We start from the raw sequence: 15,354 nt of genomic DNA on the forward strand, positions 1-15,354 counted from the left end.
TTATCGAAGGTAAATGATCTGAATTTTCGGGGTTTCGCGATGCAAACGAGCCGCACTGATTTGGATCGGTTTGACCGATCTATCCTGTCGATTCTGGCCGAGGACGGGCGTATCTCGGTGGCCGATCTTGCGCGGCGCATCGGCCTGTCGAAATCGCCGACTCAAGCACGTGTGAAGAGGCTTGAGGCCGAGGGGATCATCACCGGCTATCGAGCCCTGCTGGACCCTATCCGCCTCGGTCTGGACCATGTCGCCTTTGTCGAGGTGCGCCTAACAGATACCCGCGAGAAGGCGTTGGCTGAGTTCAACGCAGCCGTGCGCAAAGTGCCCGAGATCGAACAAGCCCATATGATTGCGTCGAATTTTGACTATCTGTTGAAAATTCGCACCGGCTCGATGTCGGAATACCGCGCAGTTTTGGCCGAGAAGATTTCATCGCTGCCCCATGTGGGTAGTACGTCGACCTTCGTTGCTATGGAGGCGGTGAAAGAAACGGGAGTTTCCGGTGCGATCGACGGGATGGGTTGACGAAAGTCCTCTACGCGTCACCATTGTTGCATGAAACAGATCCCCTTTGCCTCTATCCTGCTTGTCGCGTCCACGGCGGCGTATGCCGAGGACTGCCCGGTTGCTCCAGATCACAGCGCTGATGTCAGCGGCGTTATTGCTCAAATCCAACAGGCGGAAAACGAACAGGCCGCGCGCGCCTTGTCGAACAAACTGTGGGAGTTCTGGACGGACGCACCCGATGAAAGCGCGCAAGCGGTTTTGGACCGGGGTATGACGCGCCGCAACGCATGGGATCTGCTGGGTGCCATTGAGGATTTTGACAAGCTAATCGAATACTGCCCATCATACGCCGAAGGGTACAACCAGCGTGCTTTCGCGTATTACCTGCGGCAGGACTTCGAGGCCGCGCTGCCCGATCTGGACAAAGCCATCGAACTGTCGCCAAACCACGTCGCCGCCATAAGCGGACGCGCATTGACCCTGTTGGGTTTGGAAAGGCTTGAAGAAGCGCGGGAAGCTTTGAACGAGGCCTTGGAATTGAACCCGTGGCTGTCTGAGCGTTATCTGCTAGAGCCGGGTGGGCCACTGGCACCGCCGGGTCAGGATATTTAAGTAAGCCCCCGAAACCGCAAGGCTCGGGGGCTCTTTTGTCTGTAAAGCTTATCCGACCAGACCGTTATCTGCGCGCTTGATCGCAATCACCGACGACCGCGGCGTGCCGCCATCGGGCCAGTTGCTGCCCGGGTGCTGAATGCCAACAAACATCGTGCGCAAGTCGGAGGACCAGGCCAGACCAGTAACCTCACAACCGTTAGGACCAGTCATGAAGCGCGCGATCTCACCGGTGACCGGATCACCAACCAGCATCTGGTTGTTGCCGTTGCCCGCAAAGTCTTCCTCGTTGTCGTCATTACCGTCTGTCTGGATCCAGACCAGTCCGGTGGAGTCGATCGCCATGCCATCGGGCGAGTTGAACAGGTTGCCCTCGTTCACATTTGCCGAACCGGCACGCTCGTCAGAGTGCACGGTCGGGTTGCCAGCCATTACATAGAGATCCCAGTCGAAAGCCTCGGCTGCATGATCGTCATTCGATGGGCGCCAGCGTACGATCTGGCCATACTTGTTAGCCTCACGCGGGTTGGGGCCATTGACCGACGTATCGTCACCACCGGCATTCGGCTTGACGCCACGGTTCTTGTTGTTGGTCAGGCAGCAATAGGCCTCGACCGCGACCGGGCTAGAAGCCACCCATTCGGGACGGTCCATCGTAGTGCCACCCGCAGCAGAAGCAGCCATACGGGTGAAGATCAGAATCTCAGCCGCGTCCATGCCGGTGGTTTCCGGCGTCAGGGGCAGCCATTCACCGGTGGCGTCGTCGTTGAACTTGGCAACATAGAGGGTGCCGTCGTTCAGCAGGCTCTCAGTTTCACCGCCGGGCTGGTAGGTGCCGTTCGAGACAAACTTGTACAGATATTCGCCACGCTCATCGTCGCCCATATAAACAACCACGCGGCCATCAGCGGCCAGAGTCACTTCGGCGTTTTCATGTTTGAAGCGACCCAAGCCGGTGTGCTTGAGCGGCGTGCTGTCCGGCTTGGTCGGGTCGATTTCAACAATCCAGCCCGCACGGTGCGGTTCATTCGGGTTCTTCGACGTATCGAAACGCGGGTCAAACAGTTCGTAATGGTTCCAGCTTTCGGACTTGATTCCATAACGCTTCATGCCGTCGGCGACCTTTTGGTCGTAGCTGGCGTTTTCGTCAGACGAACCAAAGTAGCCGTTGAAGTTCTCTTCGCAGGTCAGGTAGGTGCCCCACGGCGTTTTGCCCGAACCACAGTTGTTCATGGTGCCCAGAGACGCGGTGCCGGTTGGGTCGGCTTCGGTCTTCAGCAGGTCATGACCGGCTGCGGGGCCAACGATATTCATTGGAGTGTTGTGGTGGATACGGCGGTTGAACGGGCTGTCCTTGACGACCGACCAGCCATCTGGACCTTCGGTGATCTCCATCACTGTCACGCCCTGAATGTTCTGGAATTTCAGAACTTCGTCAGCATTGGCTGGAACGCCTTCCTGCGCGGCGGGCAGGTTGATCTTGCGGTTCGGATACTCGTGGTTGATTGCGATCAACTCGCGCCCCTGAAACGAGAAGGTTTCCATCCCGTCAGTGTTTTCGCCGAAAACTTTGTCCGAGTTCTCGACAGGGCCTCCGTCGGTAACGTCATAGCCGTCCGCGTCCGAGAACAGCGGGTCGCCCCAACGCATCAGCATCTTCCACTCATACCCTTCTGGTACGTGAACGGTGCCGTCAGTCTGCGCAGCAATCGGAGTAAAGGCAAAGCGCGAAGCCGTCACAGCGTGCGCTGCGGTCGAACCCATCAGGCCCGCACCCATGGCCGCAGCGCCCGAGCCAAAGGCCAGAACGCCACCCAAGAAACCACGGCGCGAGATGGCGCGCTCTACAACGCGGTCAAAGTCGTTTTCTTCGGGGCGGGGGAAGTGCAGTTCGTCCCAATCGTCGGCAGAAAGGGTGTTGGGGTCGACGTCTTTCATGGATGGCTCCTGGCTGTCATGTCAGAATTGATGAACGGCATTTAGGGAGTCTTTGTGACAGGTTGGTAACAGCCTCATGAAGGTTGTTCTACGGTTCGAATTTAAGAGGATATTTGCCTATGAGAGCCTTTCCCTCAACAGCATTCTATTTCTACTGCAGCGCGAGTTGCTTAGATAATAGGCAAGATGTGTAAGCACGCTGAGGCGCATCTGGTTTTGGTCACGCAGGTGTGAACGTCAAAAGAGTATCGACGGCTCAACGCAGGCGCTGACCGTCCGTGTCAAAGCGGTAGGCCTTGTCCTCGGCATAGGCGAATCTCAGTTCCTGACCTTCGGAGATAGAGTGCTGTCCAAACAGCCGGGCGGTGACGGCGTGGCCGTGGATTTTGGCGATCACGTTGGTATCTCCTCCCAGTTTTTCCACATGACTAACATGGGCAGACAGAGGGCCGTCGTCTGACAGGAACAGGTCCTCGGGGCGTATACCTATTGTGTTCGGGCCCTCGCCCAGCAAACCTTCGGGCAGGAAATTCATCGACGGAGACCCAAGAAAACCCGCGACGAACTGGTTGGCCGGGTTGTTATAAAGCTCCATCGGGCTGCCGATTTGTTCCACCCGCCCATCGCGCAAAACAACGATCTTGTCGGCCAACGTCATTGCCTCGGTCTGGTCGTGGGTGACGTAGATCATTGAGGCATCCAGCGCCCGGTGCAAGTTGGCGATCTCGATCCTAGTGTTCATACGTAGCGCGGCGTCGAGGTTTGAAAGCGGCTCATCAAACAGGAATAGTTTGGGTTCGCGCACGATGGCCCGCCCGATGGCGACGCGCTGTCGCTGACCGCCCGACAGTTCGGACGGGTAGCGGTCCAGATAATCCTCAAGGTTCAGCATCCGGCTGGCATTGGCCACACGTTCCTCGATCACTGCCTTGGGCTGCTTTTCCTGTTTCAGCGCCAGTGTCATATTCCCGCGTACGCTGAGGTGCGGATAGAGTGCATAGCTCTGAAACACCATCGCGATCCCGCGCTTGGAAGGAGGTACAAGATTAACTTGCTGCCCCCCGATATTGATCTCGCCCGAGGACGCATCCTCCAACCCCGCGATCACGCGCAGCAGAGTGGACTTACCGCAGCCCGAGGGGCCGACGAAGACGACGAATTCACCTTCATCGACCTCAAGCGAGATGTCTTTCAGGACATGCACATTTCCAAAGGACTTGTTCACATTGGTCAGGGTAAGGGCGGTCATTTCGCAGGCTCCTTCAGCGAAACGGGCTGGCCGGTGCGGATGCTTTCATCGGCGGCCAGACAGATGGCGAGGGATTGAACGGCGTCGTTCATGTGGCGCGTCAGATCGATGTCTTCGGCGATCGCGCGCAACATGTAGGCCTGTTCGGCGTCGCAGAGCTCCTGATGGCCGGGCTCATCGGGCATTTCGACGATGCGGTCGCGGTCCGGCGTATGCACCAGCAGTCCGCCCACCTTGGTATGACCGTCGATATCGGCCGATGCACCCTTGTTCCCGTCTGTGATTGAGACCGAGCCGTTAGGCGACACTATATCTTTCACGAAGAAAGCGGTTTCGGACATCATCGGGCCCCAGCCGGCCTCATACCAGCCAACCGAGCCATCATCGAATATCACCTGAAACTGCCCGTAATTATACATGTCTTTTGCGATCTCATCCGACAGGCGCAGGCCCATGCCATTCACGCGGACAGGCTGCGCGTCAGTGATCTGGCACATCACATCCACATAATGCACGCCGCAATCCACGATAGGAGAGGTGGTCTGCATCAATGCCTTGTGCGTCTCCCACTCCGCGCCTGAGGATTGCTGGTTCAGGTTCAGGCGGAACACATAGGGTCCGCCTAAGTTGCGCGCCTCGGCTATCAGGCGCATCCATGAGGGGTGGTGGCGCAGGATATAACCCACGACCAGCTTGCGGTTCAGTCGCGTAGCGGTTTCGACCACCCGCCGCGCGTCGGCCAAGTTGGTCGCAAGCGGCTTTTCAACGAAGACATGCGCACCAGCTTCCATCGCAGAGCAGGTGTAGTCCGCGTGACTGTCTGAATAGGTGGCGATCACGACAAGTTCGGGCCGTGTCTCGGCCAGAGCAGTCTCGAAATCGGCGTAAGCTGGATAGCCAGCAAGCTCAGGATGTTCCACGCGACCGGATCGGTTCACCAGCCCGACGATCTGTGCATCTGGGTGAGTGTGATGGGCCAGCGCATGGCTTAACCCCATATTGCCAAGGCCTGCAATCAGAACACGGGTCATTTGACAGCTCCTGACGTGATGCCGCGGATTAGCTGGCGCGAGAAGATAACGTAGAGGATCAACACCGGCAGGATGGCCATCGACAGTGCCGACAGAACCGCGTTCCAGTCGGTGACGAACTGACCGATAAAAACCTGACTGCCCAGTGTGAGCGTCTTGGTTTCCTCGGCAGGTGCGAGGATCAGCGGGAACCAGAGGTCATTCCAGATCGGGATCATGTTGAATACGGCCACGGTTGCCATCGCGGGTCGGACCAGCGGCAGCACCAGCCGGAAGAAAATGGTGTATTCAGACAACCCGTCGATCCTGCCCGCGTTTTTTAGGTCATCGCTGACCTGCCGCATGAACTCGGACAGGATGAACACCGCCAAGGGCAAGCCTTGCGCCGTGTAGACAAGGATCAGTGCCCAGAGCGTGTTCACTAGCCCGGTTGCAACCATCATCTCAAGGATCGCGACTGTGCCGATACGGATCGGGATCATGATCCCCAGAGCCAGATACAGGCCCATCAGCAAGTTGCCTTTGAACTGGTATTCAGACAGCGCGAATGCCGCCATGGCTCCGAACAGCAGGATGAAGAACAACGACGCCACGGTGACAATCATCGAGTTCTGGAAATAGAGGAAGAAATCCCCCTGCTTCATCACCGTCTCATAGCCAATCAGCGAGAAACTATCCGTATTCGGAAAGGCAAGAGGTTCACGGAAAATCGCGCGGCGGGTCTTGAAGCTATTAATCAGGATCACAAAGACCGGGAACAGGGCGATCAGCGTATAGAGGATCAACGCGCCGTGCATCGCCGCCGTGTTAAAAGGGTTCTGACGTGCTTTGTTCATATCTGCGCCCTCACAGTTGATACCGGCGCATCCGGGTCTGGATGCCGAACAGGTAGATGCAGACGCCCACGAGGATGATTGCGAACATGGCCCCCGCAATCGCGGACCCCATATGCGGGTCGCCCAGTTGCAACTGGAACCCAAAGAAGGTGCGATACATGAAGGTGCCCAGAATATCGGTTGAGAAATCTGGCCCCGCTAGCGCGCCCTGAGCCGCGTAAATCAGGTCGAACGCATTGAAATTGCCCACGAAAGTCAAGATTGAGATGATCCCGATCGAAGGCAGGATCAGCGGCAGCTTGATCTTCCAGAAGGCCGAGGTTCCGGTGATGCCGTCGATCTCTCCGGCTTCAAGTATTTCTTCGGGTATGGTCAGAAGGGCGGCATAGATCAGCATCATCGGGATGCCGACGAATTGCCAGACCGAGATCAGTGCCAGCGTGGTCAGGGCGTATTCCTCTTTTCCCAGCCACGGGGCGAACAGGAATTTCAAACCGACGGCGTCCAGCATGGATGGCGCAATGCCCCAAATCGGAGACAGGATCAGTTTCCAGGCAAAGCCGACAATCACAAAGCTCAGAATTGTCGGAATGAAGATGGCCGAGCGATAGAGCGCCGCAAATCGCAGGCGCGGATGGCTGAGCAGCGCGGCCAGAGCGATGCCGATCGGGTTCTGAACCAGCATGTGGATCAGGAAGAACCAGAAATTGTTGCCCAATGCGTTCCAGAATTGCTCGGACCAGATCGGATCGAAAAACAGTGTCTGGAAGTTCTGCAACCCGACGAAGACGCGGTTCTGATCGATCTCGGTGTAAAGCGCCAAACGCAGCGTGTTGAACAGCGGAAAGATCATCACTGCGGTGTAGACAAGCACGGCGGGTGCCAGAAACACGACGATATGCCAGCGGAAGCGGGGGCGGGTCATGAGGGAGCTTTCAATGGGGTGTCGGATGTACCCGGGCAACCAACGCTGCCCGGGTAAGTGTCACAGCTTACTGATGCGGCGCGTACCAGCTGGACAGACCTTCCTGAAGTTCGGCCCCCAGATCCTCCGGTGACTTTGCGCCTTTGATCGCGGCGACCGACGCTCCCCAAGTCTCATTCTCAAGGTTGGGTGTGCCGCGCGACAGGATTTGGTAGGTCGAGCGGATGGTCGACTCGCATTCCTCACGCCAGCCGACGATTTCTTTGGCCAGAGGGTCTTGTAATTCGACCGGAGTACTGGACAATGGGAAAAAACCGGGCAGCGCATTGCCGAAGATCTCAGCGAACTCGGGACTTGCCACCCAGGCCAGGAAGGTTTCGGCGGCCTCTGGGTGTTCGGTCGCGGCATTCATGCCGATACCGATATCCGTGTGGTCAGAGATATAGCAGGTGTCACCCGCGTTTCGAACCGGTGGCTTGAAGGCTCCCATCTCGAAATCAGCCTGCGCATTGAAACCCGAAATCTCCCACGATCCCGCAGGGTAGATCGCTGCGCGACCAAGAGTGAAGATGTTCTGGCTGTCCGGATAAGTTTGTGCCTCGTACCCGTCGCCCAGATATTCAGCCCAGCGGGCAAGCGTTGCGTAAGGCGCGGTCCACGCTTCGTCGGTCAGCTTCTGCTCGCCTGCGATCAGGGCCTGACGGCCTTCCTCACCTTTCCAGTAGTTGGGGCCGATATTGTTGTAGCCCATCGTCGCGGCTTCCCACTGGTCATTGGTGCCCATCGCCATTGGGATGTAGGTGCCGTCTTCCTGAATCTTGTCTAATGCGGCAAAGAATTCTTCCTCGGTGGTGGGAACTTCGATGCCCAGTTCTGAAAATGCGTCCTTGTTGTAGATAAAGCCGTGAATCACTGAAGCCATCGGGACGCAGAACGAGGCCGAGCCGTCATCCGTTTGCCAGGCTGACTTCGCAACGTCTGAAAAATTGCTCATCGCCTCGACGCCGGACAAGTCGGTCAGGTGACCTGCTTCGTACAGCGCCAAAGACGCATCGAACGGGCGGCACGTTATCAGATCACCAGCCGAACCCGCGTCCAATTTGGAGTTCAATACCGCGTTGTACTCCGCTGGCGCGGACGGCGTAAATTCAACCTTAATACCAGGGTGCTTGGCCTCGAATGCCGGGATGATTTGGTCCTGCCACAGTGTCAGGTCGTCATTGCGCCAGCTTTCGATGGTCAGGGTCACGTCCTCGGCATAGGCGGATGTGGCCATAAGGGTCGTGCCGAGTAAGACCAGTTTCAGGCTTCTACTTTTCATTTCTCTCTCCCGTTTGGTTTGTCGTGGTCAATCTTGTCCAAGTGCGGCGTTCAAAATCCCATCGGTTGCCTTCAGGCGGGTGCCTGCTTCCTCCAGCGAAAGGCCCCGCGCGGCGATCAGGATGGCGGGTTTTACGTCTCCATTCGCGGTGTCCAGCGCGTGCTTCGCTGTATTCGCGTCAACGTCGGCGATCCGCGCGACGATGGCGGTCGCGCGGCTCCGCAGCTTGTCATTGTCGGCGCGCAGGTTCACCATCATGCCGCCATGCACATGGCCCAGCTCTGTCGCCATCAGTGACGACAGCATGTTCAGTGCAATCTTCTGTGCTGTACCAGCGCCCATGCGGGTCGAACCCGAGATCAACTCGGGCGGGGTTGCCAGCAGGATAGGAATGTCTGCTTCCTCTAACAGAGGGCTGCCCGCGTTGTTCGCGATACCAACAACGGTCGCACCGCGAGCTTTGGAGATTTTCATTGCCGTTAGTGTATAGGGCGTTGAGCCGCTGGCTGACACAGCGATGACCGTGTCCGAAGCCTTAACCTCGTCCAAGGCATTCTGTATTCCATCAGTGGTATCTTCAGCAGCTCCCGGCATCTCGACTCCGGTTGGCAGGCCACCAGCCATATGAATGCGCAGGCGGGTAGGGGGGATCGAAAAAGTGCCACCCAGCTCTTGCGCGTCAGCCGCCGCCATCAATCCCGAGGAGCCGGCCGCCACGTAGTGCAAAACCCCGTTCTCGCGGATCGTGGTGGCCATGGCCATGGCACCCTGAGCTATGTTTCCAAGCGCGCCGCGGACAGTTTCTGCAGCGGCTATTTGGCCTTCTGCAAGGGCGCGCGCCGAGGAGATCAAATCGCCTCGGGTCAACAGCGCTGCATCGGGGTGCAGTTGTTCGGTTGGTGGCAGCGTCAAGAGAATCCTCCCGTGTGACTCTCATACAATACCTATCTAATACCACTTGTCCATAATATATTTCCAACTGATACTTTGGTTCAGTTTTGGCGTAGTTTACTACCTGTTTTTCTCATATCAGGCTTTTCTAATGGTGAAAGGTATTATAATGGTATTGTCATGATCGAATCTCGGGATAGCACTGTATTGGCCGTGGATGGCGGGGGGACGCGATGCCGCGTTGCTTGCGAGATCGGTGGCGCCGTCCGGTGTGTCGAGACAGGGGCGGCCAATGTTTCTACCGATTTTGATGGTGCGTTGATCCAGATACAGGCTGGTTTAGATGCCTTGTCGCGGCAGGTTTCAATTCGGGTCGAGGATATGCTTGGCTGGCCAGCATTTGTCGGCCTTGCGGGCGTTACTGATTCTGAGACCGCGGAGCATTTGCGCGATGCGCTGGGCCTGACGCGCGCACGGGTTGAAGATGATCGGCCCGCTGCGGTGCGCGGGGCGCTGGGTGCGCAGGATGGTCTGATCGCACATTGTGGAACCGGCTCGTTTCTTGCGATGCAGTCAGATGGCGCGATGCGGTTTGCCGGAGGCTGGGGTTCGGTTCTGGGGGATGAGGCTTCGGCCCAATGGGTCGGTCGCCGCGCCCTGTCCGAGACCCTTTGCGCCTATGATGGTACTCAGGTCGAGACCGGGCTGACGCAAAAGCTGTTGACTGATCTGGACGGCTCGGCAGGCATAGTACGCTTTGCCCAAAGCGCGTCCCCCGCGCAGTTCGGTGCGCTCGCGCCAGCTGTGACGTCTGCTGCCAAGCAAGGTGACCGCGTTGCTGTGCAAATTTTGCAGGCTGGGGCGAGTTACATCGCTGGGACCGCAAGCCGACTTGGTTGGCAACCAGGGCGTACGATCTGCCTGACTGGGGGGATTGCCGGGCAGTATGCGACCTTTCTGCCTGATGACATGCGATCTGCCGTCCGTCCGCCGCTGGGTGAACCACTAACCGGGGCACTAGCATTGGCGAAGGAGGTCAGTCATGAGCATCACTGAATTCTTGCGCTCGGATTTGTGGCTCAGCTCGGACAAGGGCCCGCGCTACGTTCAATTGAGGCGTCGGCTTCAAGAGGGGATCGACACCGGTGTTTTAGCTCCAAATACATCGCTGCCATCAGAACGAGAACTGGTCGAAATTACGGACCTGTCCCGCGTCACTGTGCGTAAGGCGATACAGGAGTTGGTTCAGGAAGGCGTGATCGAACAGCGCCAGGGATCGGGTTCGTTCATTCGCGAACGCCTACCGCGGGTCGAACAATCGTTGACGCACCTGACGTCCTTTACCGAGGACATGTCCAGTCGTGGCATGAAGACCACCTCAAAATGGCTGGAGCGTGGCGTGTTCATGCCAACCGTGGAAGAGATCGAGGCGCTGAGCCTAAAAAACGGAGAACAGATTTCCCGTATCTACCGCTTGCGCGAGGCCGACGGCCGCCCGCTGGCGCTGGAACGAGCAGCGCTACCGTTGGATATCCTGCCCAATCCAATTGAGGTAACGACCTCTTTGTATGAGGTGCTGGAAGCGTTCGGGCGACGACCGGTACGCGCAGTGCAAAAGATATCAGCGCTCAACCTTGCTGCGCCCGAGGCTGAACTACTGGAAGTGCCCGAGGGCGCTGCCGGGCTAAACATCGAACGTATTTCGTTCTTGAAAAACGGGCGGGTCGCGGAATTGACCCGATCCCTATATCGCGGCGATGCCTATGACTTTGTCGCCGAATTGCGGTTATAACCGGAAAGGCCAGAGATTGATGTCAGAGCACAGTTCGAAGATGCGACAGGAGATCCTGGAAATCCCCGTCGCCGTTGAGAGGCTGCTCAACGAGGGCGCGACCAATATTCAGGACGCGGTAAAGCGGATGAAAGCGGCCAATCCCCGGTTTTTGATTACGGTGGCTCGGGGGTCATCCGATCATGCCTGCACCTATTTGAAATACGCCAGCGAGTTGCTGCTGGGTCTGCCCGTCGCCTCGGTCGGGCCTTCGGTCAGCTCGATCTATGGCGCGGAACTGCGGGCCGAAGGAGCGCTGTGTCTGTCCGTGTCGCAGTCAGGCCAAAGCCCGGACATTGTTGGCATGACCCGATCACTAAAAGCGTCAGGCGGGGTGACTGTTGCGATCACCAACAACCCGGAGTCGCGACTGGCCGAGGTGACGGATGCGATTTTACCTCTGCATGCGGGCCCGGAACTGAGCGTGGCCGCAACCAAGACCTTTGTGACCTCATTGGTGGCCGGTTTGTGGTTACTGGCAGAGGTGAAAGGGGATGAGGCGTTGATCGGTGCAATCCGCTCTTTGCCTTGCCATCTTGAGGAGGCAGCGCGATGTGACTGGTCGGCGGCAGCCGGGATGATCACGGGGCGGTCTTTGTTTACTCTGGGCCGTGGGCCGTCTTACGCGATGTCCAATGAGGCGGCGTTGAAGATCAAAGAAACCTGCCAGATCCATGCCGAAAGCTATTCTGCGGCTGAGGTGCTACATGGCCCGGTCTCAATCATAGATGAAGGGTTCCCGACTATTGTTTTCGCAGCAAAGGATGCAGCGGAGCAAGCCACAGCCGAGGCTGCTGACGCACTGGCAGGTAAGGGAGCGACGGTGTTCGCCACGACCGACAAGGTAAGCTTTGCGCGCTACCTGCCCGTCACGCGTACGGATCATTGGCTGACCGACCCTATTGCCACCATCACTTCCTTCTACAGTATGGTCGAAGCTGTGGCGCGTGCCCGTGGGATCGACCCGGACGCGCCGCGGCATCTGAGAAAGGTGACAGAGACAGTATGACGTCAGGTTCAGTGACATTTCGCAATGGCGCCCTGTTTGACGGTGGGCGCCTGCATTTCGGTGTGGCCATAATCTTTCGCGATGGATCGCTGGCGGCGCTTTTGCCCGAAGAGACGGCGAGAAACGAAGGAGAGGTCATCGACCTGAACGGAGATATCCTGTGCCCTGGCTACGTTGACCTGCAAGTGAATGGCGGCGACGGAATCATGTTCAACGACGACCCCTCGGTGAGCACAATCCGCCGAATGGCGGCAGCGCATCGCCGGTTAGGGGTAGTGTCTCTGCTGCCGACTCTGATCACGGACACGCCTGAGAAAACTGGGGCCGCCATCAACGCCGCGATACAAGCGGTGCGACAAAGTGTGCCAGGCGTGGCGGGGTTGCACCTAGAAGGGCCGCATCTGTCGATAGCGCGAAAAGGGGCGCATGATGGTGCACTTATCCGACCGATGGAAGACGGTGATTTGAAGGCGCTGATCGCAGCGGCAGATGAACTACCATGCCTTATGGTGACTCTTGCGCCCGAATCCGTCTCTGTGCAGCAGGTGCAGGCATTGTTTAATGCGGGCATCCTTGTGTCGCTGGGTCATAGTGATGCGGATTTCGCCACGTGTCAGAGTTATGCTGCGGCAGGTGCGCGCTGTGTTACGCATCTGTTCAATGCCATGAGCCAGATGGGAAGTCGCGAGCCCGGTTTGGTCGGGGCGGCTCTAGCAAATGGCGGCCTGTCCGCCGGCCTGATTGCCGATGGCATCCATGTCCACCCCGAAGTGATGCGCGCGGCATGGGCTGCGAAAACTGCGCCGGGACAGATTTTCCTGGTCAGCGACGCCATGGCAGTTGCAGGTACAGATCAGACCGTGTTCGAGCTGGAGGGCCGCCGTATCACGCGGACGGAAAGGCGGTTAACGCTGGATGATGGAACGTTAGCCGGTGCTGATCTGGACCTGACCACTGCGATTCACACTCTGGTTTCTCAGGTGGGCGTGCCGCTGCAGGATGCTTTGGCTGCCGCGACAACCTATCCAGCGTCACTGATTGGGCAAACGAGTGCACAGCCTCTGCCGTATTCTTTGATGATCCGGATTTCAGCAGCGCTGGATTCATGCGCGTGGCTTTCCGAATTAAACTGAGAGGCTAAGCGTTTGCCACGCCCACCAATGAGTTTGCACAGAAATTGATTTCCTCTGCCGAAGGGCGCTTGACGGCACCAGACGCATCGCTTAAACCGACCTGCGCTGAGCGGGCGTCGTATACTGGCTATTACCTCAGCCTTCCAAGCTAGAGATCTAGTTTTCCGGACCTTTCATTTTCATTCCATAGTGTTCATTTTATTGACTTTAATAGTTCATCCGTGTTCCTGTAGTTGTCAGGATTTTCCTTCTGATACCGACAAAAAGCCGACAAAATGCCAAAGCTTACAGAGACCTTCGCGCGTAAAACGCCGCAGACAAAAGACGGAACAGTCAAGCATTGGGACAGCGAAATAAAAGGGTTGGTGCTTTTCGTCGGGAAGCGCTCAAAGACTTGGTACTTTCAGAAAGACGTTGGGGGCCAAACGCGGCGGATTCTGATTGGCCGGTATCCTACGATCTCTGCTGATGCTGCTCGGCAAACAGCATTGGGTCTTGCGCTGGAATGGGGCAGGGGCGCTGGCAAGAAGATCCAGATTGGGGCGCCGACGCTGGAAGTTGCAACGGAGTCCTATCTGGCCAGGCCCAGGTTGCGGTCGGAGGCGCATCGGTCCGGTTTGCGGCAGCAGTTCGACAACCACCTGAAGGACTGGCTTCGCTTGCCGTTGGACGAGATCACGAAAGGGATGGTGGTCGATCGCCACAGATCCATGGCGGCGACGCCGTCGTCTGCCAATCACACTCTCAAGTATTTTCGAACGGTGTGGAACCACGCCCGGCGGGTCTATGACTTGCCGGAAAGCCCCACATTGGCGATTGAGTGGTATGACGAAAAACCGAACGGATCGATCATAGAAGATCTTAAAGCCTGGCGGCGCACCGTTGATGGGCTCAACAACCCGATCCACCGGGTGTTCTATGAGCTTATTTTGTCCACTGGTTTGCGAAAAACCGAAGCCTTAACACTTGAGTGGAAGAACGTGCGGGAAGATCACATCCACCTTCCGATGACCAAAAACGGTCGTAGTTTCGACTTCCCTATCACGCAACACCATCATGAAATCCTGGCCCCGGTAAGGGGCCTCAGCCGAACATGGGTGTTCCCATCGCCTAAATCTCCCACTGGACACCTTAAGGGACCTGAAAGAATGCAATGGTCCAGTCATGCCCATCGCCGGACCTTTGCTACTGTAGCAATGGAGGCCGGTGTTCTTGAAGAGATCGTTGGTCGGTTGCTCAACCACACGCCTGTGTCGATTACCGGGCAACGTTACACCAAACCGTCATTGGATGCGCTGCGACCAGCAGTGGAAACGGTGTGCGAAGAGCTTAAACGCCGAGCAGGGTGGCTAGAAACGTGAGCGGTAGTTTAAGTCAAAAGCAGCTGGAGCATTTGGAGCGCGTGGCCGTCGGAGAGATCAATCGCCACGTCAGCAATGGAACATTGGAGCATGGACGCGAGTGGACGAAAACTTGGCATGAGTGCAGTTTGCGATGGTCGGGTAGCGAGCCTGCTTATGTAATGCTCCCGACCGTAATGTGTCAGAGATTGACCGAGCGGGCGGCCGAGCAGGCGGTCGTATTCGAGCTTGCAAAGTTCGTCGTTGCCTCACGGCTAGATGCGGGCGTCACCACACCCTCTCTCCTGGCCAAACTAGTTTCCGGATATCTAACGGGAGACTTCACGCCTCCAAAGCGAAACTCCGGCCCGCGCAGTGAAGCCACTTGGGGCCGCAATTTCATCGTGTACTGTGTGCTGTGCGAATTAAGAATGCGCTCCGAGTTGCCGGTAACGGAGAACAAGATCCAAAGAGGTGTGCGCTCTCGAAATCCAATCCTCTCGGAGATCATGGAAAGGGCTATCCGGCAGACGGCAATGCCGAACCTGCAGCAATCACAGATTCAAGAAATTTGGGCGGACACAAGCAAGCGCGACGAAGCGATCGAGATTGAAAAGACTGTAATCCGTACGCTTCTAGACGATGAAAAAGGATATGATTGGGTTTAACGTTTGGAGAAATACCAGCCAATTCTCCGAACGTTAGCTCTGAAAATTGTGAAATCACTA

Annotated in this window: 15 protein-coding genes; 8 read left to right on the plus strand and 7 right to left on the minus strand. The window is 57.2% G+C overall.

The window, feature by feature from the left end:
* The first annotated feature begins 39 nt into the window (after positions 1-39).
* Both ABLN94_RS03810 and ABLN94_RS03815 read left to right on the plus strand, forming a co-directional pair.
* Positions 40-528: an Lrp/AsnC family transcriptional regulator gene (locus ABLN94_RS03810; protein WP_352989346.1), complete on the plus strand. Its 489-nt coding sequence runs from the start codon at positions 40-42 to the stop codon at positions 526-528.
* Positions 529-558: 30 nt separating this feature from the next.
* Entirely contained in the window at positions 559-1,122 is a 564-nt protein-coding gene (locus ABLN94_RS03815) for a tetratricopeptide repeat protein (protein ID WP_352989348.1), read from the plus strand.
* A gap of 48 nt (positions 1,123-1,170) precedes the next feature.
* On the opposite strand, the gene ABLN94_RS03820 is transcribed toward ABLN94_RS03815, so the two are convergent.
* The 7 genes from ABLN94_RS03820 to ABLN94_RS03850 all read right to left on the minus strand — a co-directional run bounded on the left by ABLN94_RS03820 (position 1,171) and on the right by ABLN94_RS03850 (position 9,334).
* A complete protein-coding gene (locus tag ABLN94_RS03820; RefSeq protein WP_352989351.1) occupies positions 1,171-3,060 on the minus strand; it encodes a PhoX family protein in 1,890 nt (629 codons plus the stop codon).
* Between the two features lie 256 nt (positions 3,061-3,316).
* Positions 3,317-4,309 (minus strand): ABC transporter ATP-binding protein, encoded by a 993-nt coding sequence (locus ABLN94_RS03825; protein ID WP_352989354.1) that lies wholly within the window; start codon positions 4,307-4,309, stop codon positions 3,317-3,319.
* On the minus strand, positions 4,306-5,340 hold the full coding sequence (locus ABLN94_RS03830) for a Gfo/Idh/MocA family protein (RefSeq protein WP_352989355.1): 1,035 nt from the start codon (positions 5,338-5,340) through the stop codon (positions 4,306-4,308). The genes ABLN94_RS03825 and ABLN94_RS03830 overlap by 4 nt, the downstream gene beginning before the upstream one ends.
* Positions 5,337-6,176, minus strand: a complete 840-nt coding sequence (locus ABLN94_RS03835; RefSeq protein WP_352989358.1) for a carbohydrate ABC transporter permease — start codon at positions 6,174-6,176, stop codon at positions 5,337-5,339. Before ABLN94_RS03835 ends, ABLN94_RS03830 begins: the two co-directional genes overlap by 4 nt.
* 10 nt (positions 6,177-6,186) lie before the next feature.
* Positions 6,187-7,101 (minus strand): carbohydrate ABC transporter permease, encoded by a 915-nt coding sequence (locus ABLN94_RS03840; protein WP_352989360.1) that lies wholly within the window; start codon positions 7,099-7,101, stop codon positions 6,187-6,189.
* Positions 7,102-7,168: 67 nt separating this feature from the next.
* Positions 7,169-8,422 (minus strand): ABC transporter substrate-binding protein, encoded by a 1,254-nt coding sequence (locus ABLN94_RS03845; protein ID WP_352989363.1) that lies wholly within the window; start codon positions 8,420-8,422, stop codon positions 7,169-7,171.
* A gap of 27 nt (positions 8,423-8,449) precedes the next feature.
* Positions 8,450-9,334 carry an N-acetylmuramic acid 6-phosphate etherase gene (locus ABLN94_RS03850; protein WP_352989365.1) on the minus strand — a complete coding sequence of 295 codons (885 nt, stop codon included), beginning with the start codon at positions 9,332-9,334 and terminating at the stop codon, positions 8,450-8,452.
* A gap of 159 nt (positions 9,335-9,493) precedes the next feature.
* Between ABLN94_RS03850 and ABLN94_RS03855 the strand changes: the two genes are divergently transcribed.
* From ABLN94_RS03855 to ABLN94_RS03880, 6 genes are all read left to right on the plus strand, one after another.
* Positions 9,494-10,369 (plus strand): BadF/BadG/BcrA/BcrD ATPase family protein, encoded by an 876-nt coding sequence (locus tag ABLN94_RS03855; protein ID WP_352989368.1) that lies wholly within the window; start codon positions 9,494-9,496, stop codon positions 10,367-10,369.
* A complete protein-coding gene (locus tag ABLN94_RS03860; RefSeq protein ID WP_352989371.1) occupies positions 10,356-11,105 on the plus strand; it encodes a GntR family transcriptional regulator in 750 nt (249 codons plus the stop codon). Before ABLN94_RS03855 ends, ABLN94_RS03860 begins: the two co-directional genes overlap by 14 nt.
* 19 nt (positions 11,106-11,124) lie before the next feature.
* The gene (locus ABLN94_RS03865; RefSeq protein WP_352989373.1) at positions 11,125-12,153 is read left to right on the plus strand and encodes an SIS domain-containing protein; all 1,029 of its coding nucleotides are present in this window, start codon (positions 11,125-11,127) and stop codon (positions 12,151-12,153) included.
* Positions 12,150-13,286: an N-acetylglucosamine-6-phosphate deacetylase gene (gene nagA, locus ABLN94_RS03870; RefSeq protein ID WP_352989375.1), complete on the plus strand. Its 1,137-nt coding sequence runs from the start codon at positions 12,150-12,152 to the stop codon at positions 13,284-13,286. Before ABLN94_RS03865 ends, nagA begins: the two co-directional genes overlap by 4 nt.
* Positions 13,287-13,561: 275 nt before the next feature.
* Positions 13,562-14,647: a tyrosine-type recombinase/integrase gene (locus ABLN94_RS03875; RefSeq protein ID WP_352989377.1), complete on the plus strand. Its 1,086-nt coding sequence runs from the start codon at positions 13,562-13,564 to the stop codon at positions 14,645-14,647.
* The gene (locus ABLN94_RS03880; RefSeq protein WP_352989379.1) at positions 14,644-15,294 is read left to right on the plus strand and encodes a hypothetical protein; all 651 of its coding nucleotides are present in this window, start codon (positions 14,644-14,646) and stop codon (positions 15,292-15,294) included. Before ABLN94_RS03875 ends, ABLN94_RS03880 begins: the two co-directional genes overlap by 4 nt.
* The last annotated feature ends 60 nt before the right edge of the window (positions 15,295-15,354 follow it).

The organism is Ruegeria sp. SCP11 (assembly GCF_040329455.1).
Taxonomy (GTDB): domain Bacteria; phylum Pseudomonadota; class Alphaproteobacteria; order Rhodobacterales; family Rhodobacteraceae; genus Ruegeria; species Ruegeria atlantica_E.

Bases quoted from the DNA above. Each gene is read 5' to 3' on its own strand.
- ABLN94_RS03810 (WP_352989346.1), top strand. From the start codon at position 40: ATGCAAACGAGCCGCACTGATTTGGATCGGTTTGACCGATCTATCCTG.
- ABLN94_RS03815 (WP_352989348.1), top strand. From the start codon at position 559: ATGAAACAGATCCCCTTTGCCTCTATCCTGCTTGTCGCGTCCACGGCG.
- ABLN94_RS03820 (WP_352989351.1), bottom strand. From the start codon at position 3,060: ATGAAAGACGTCGACCCCAACACCCTTTCTGCCGACGATTGGGACGAA.
- ABLN94_RS03825 (WP_352989354.1), bottom strand. From the start codon at position 4,309: ATGACCGCCCTTACCCTGACCAATGTGAACAAGTCCTTTGGAAATGTG.
- ABLN94_RS03830 (WP_352989355.1), bottom strand. From the start codon at position 5,340: ATGACCCGTGTTCTGATTGCAGGCCTTGGCAATATGGGGTTAAGCCAT.
- ABLN94_RS03835 (WP_352989358.1), bottom strand. From the start codon at position 6,176: ATGAACAAAGCACGTCAGAACCCTTTTAACACGGCGGCGATGCACGGC.
- ABLN94_RS03840 (WP_352989360.1), bottom strand. From the start codon at position 7,101: ATGACCCGCCCCCGCTTCCGCTGGCATATCGTCGTGTTTCTGGCACCC.
- ABLN94_RS03845 (WP_352989363.1), bottom strand. From the start codon at position 8,422: ATGAAAAGTAGAAGCCTGAAACTGGTCTTACTCGGCACGACCCTTATG.
- ABLN94_RS03855 (WP_352989368.1), top strand. From the start codon at position 9,494: ATGATCGAATCTCGGGATAGCACTGTATTGGCCGTGGATGGCGGGGGG.
- ABLN94_RS03860 (WP_352989371.1), top strand. From the start codon at position 10,356: ATGAGCATCACTGAATTCTTGCGCTCGGATTTGTGGCTCAGCTCGGAC.
- ABLN94_RS03865 (WP_352989373.1), top strand. From the start codon at position 11,125: ATGTCAGAGCACAGTTCGAAGATGCGACAGGAGATCCTGGAAATCCCC.
- nagA (WP_352989375.1), top strand. From the start codon at position 12,150: ATGACGTCAGGTTCAGTGACATTTCGCAATGGCGCCCTGTTTGACGGT.
- ABLN94_RS03875 (WP_352989377.1), top strand. From the start codon at position 13,562: ATGCCAAAGCTTACAGAGACCTTCGCGCGTAAAACGCCGCAGACAAAA.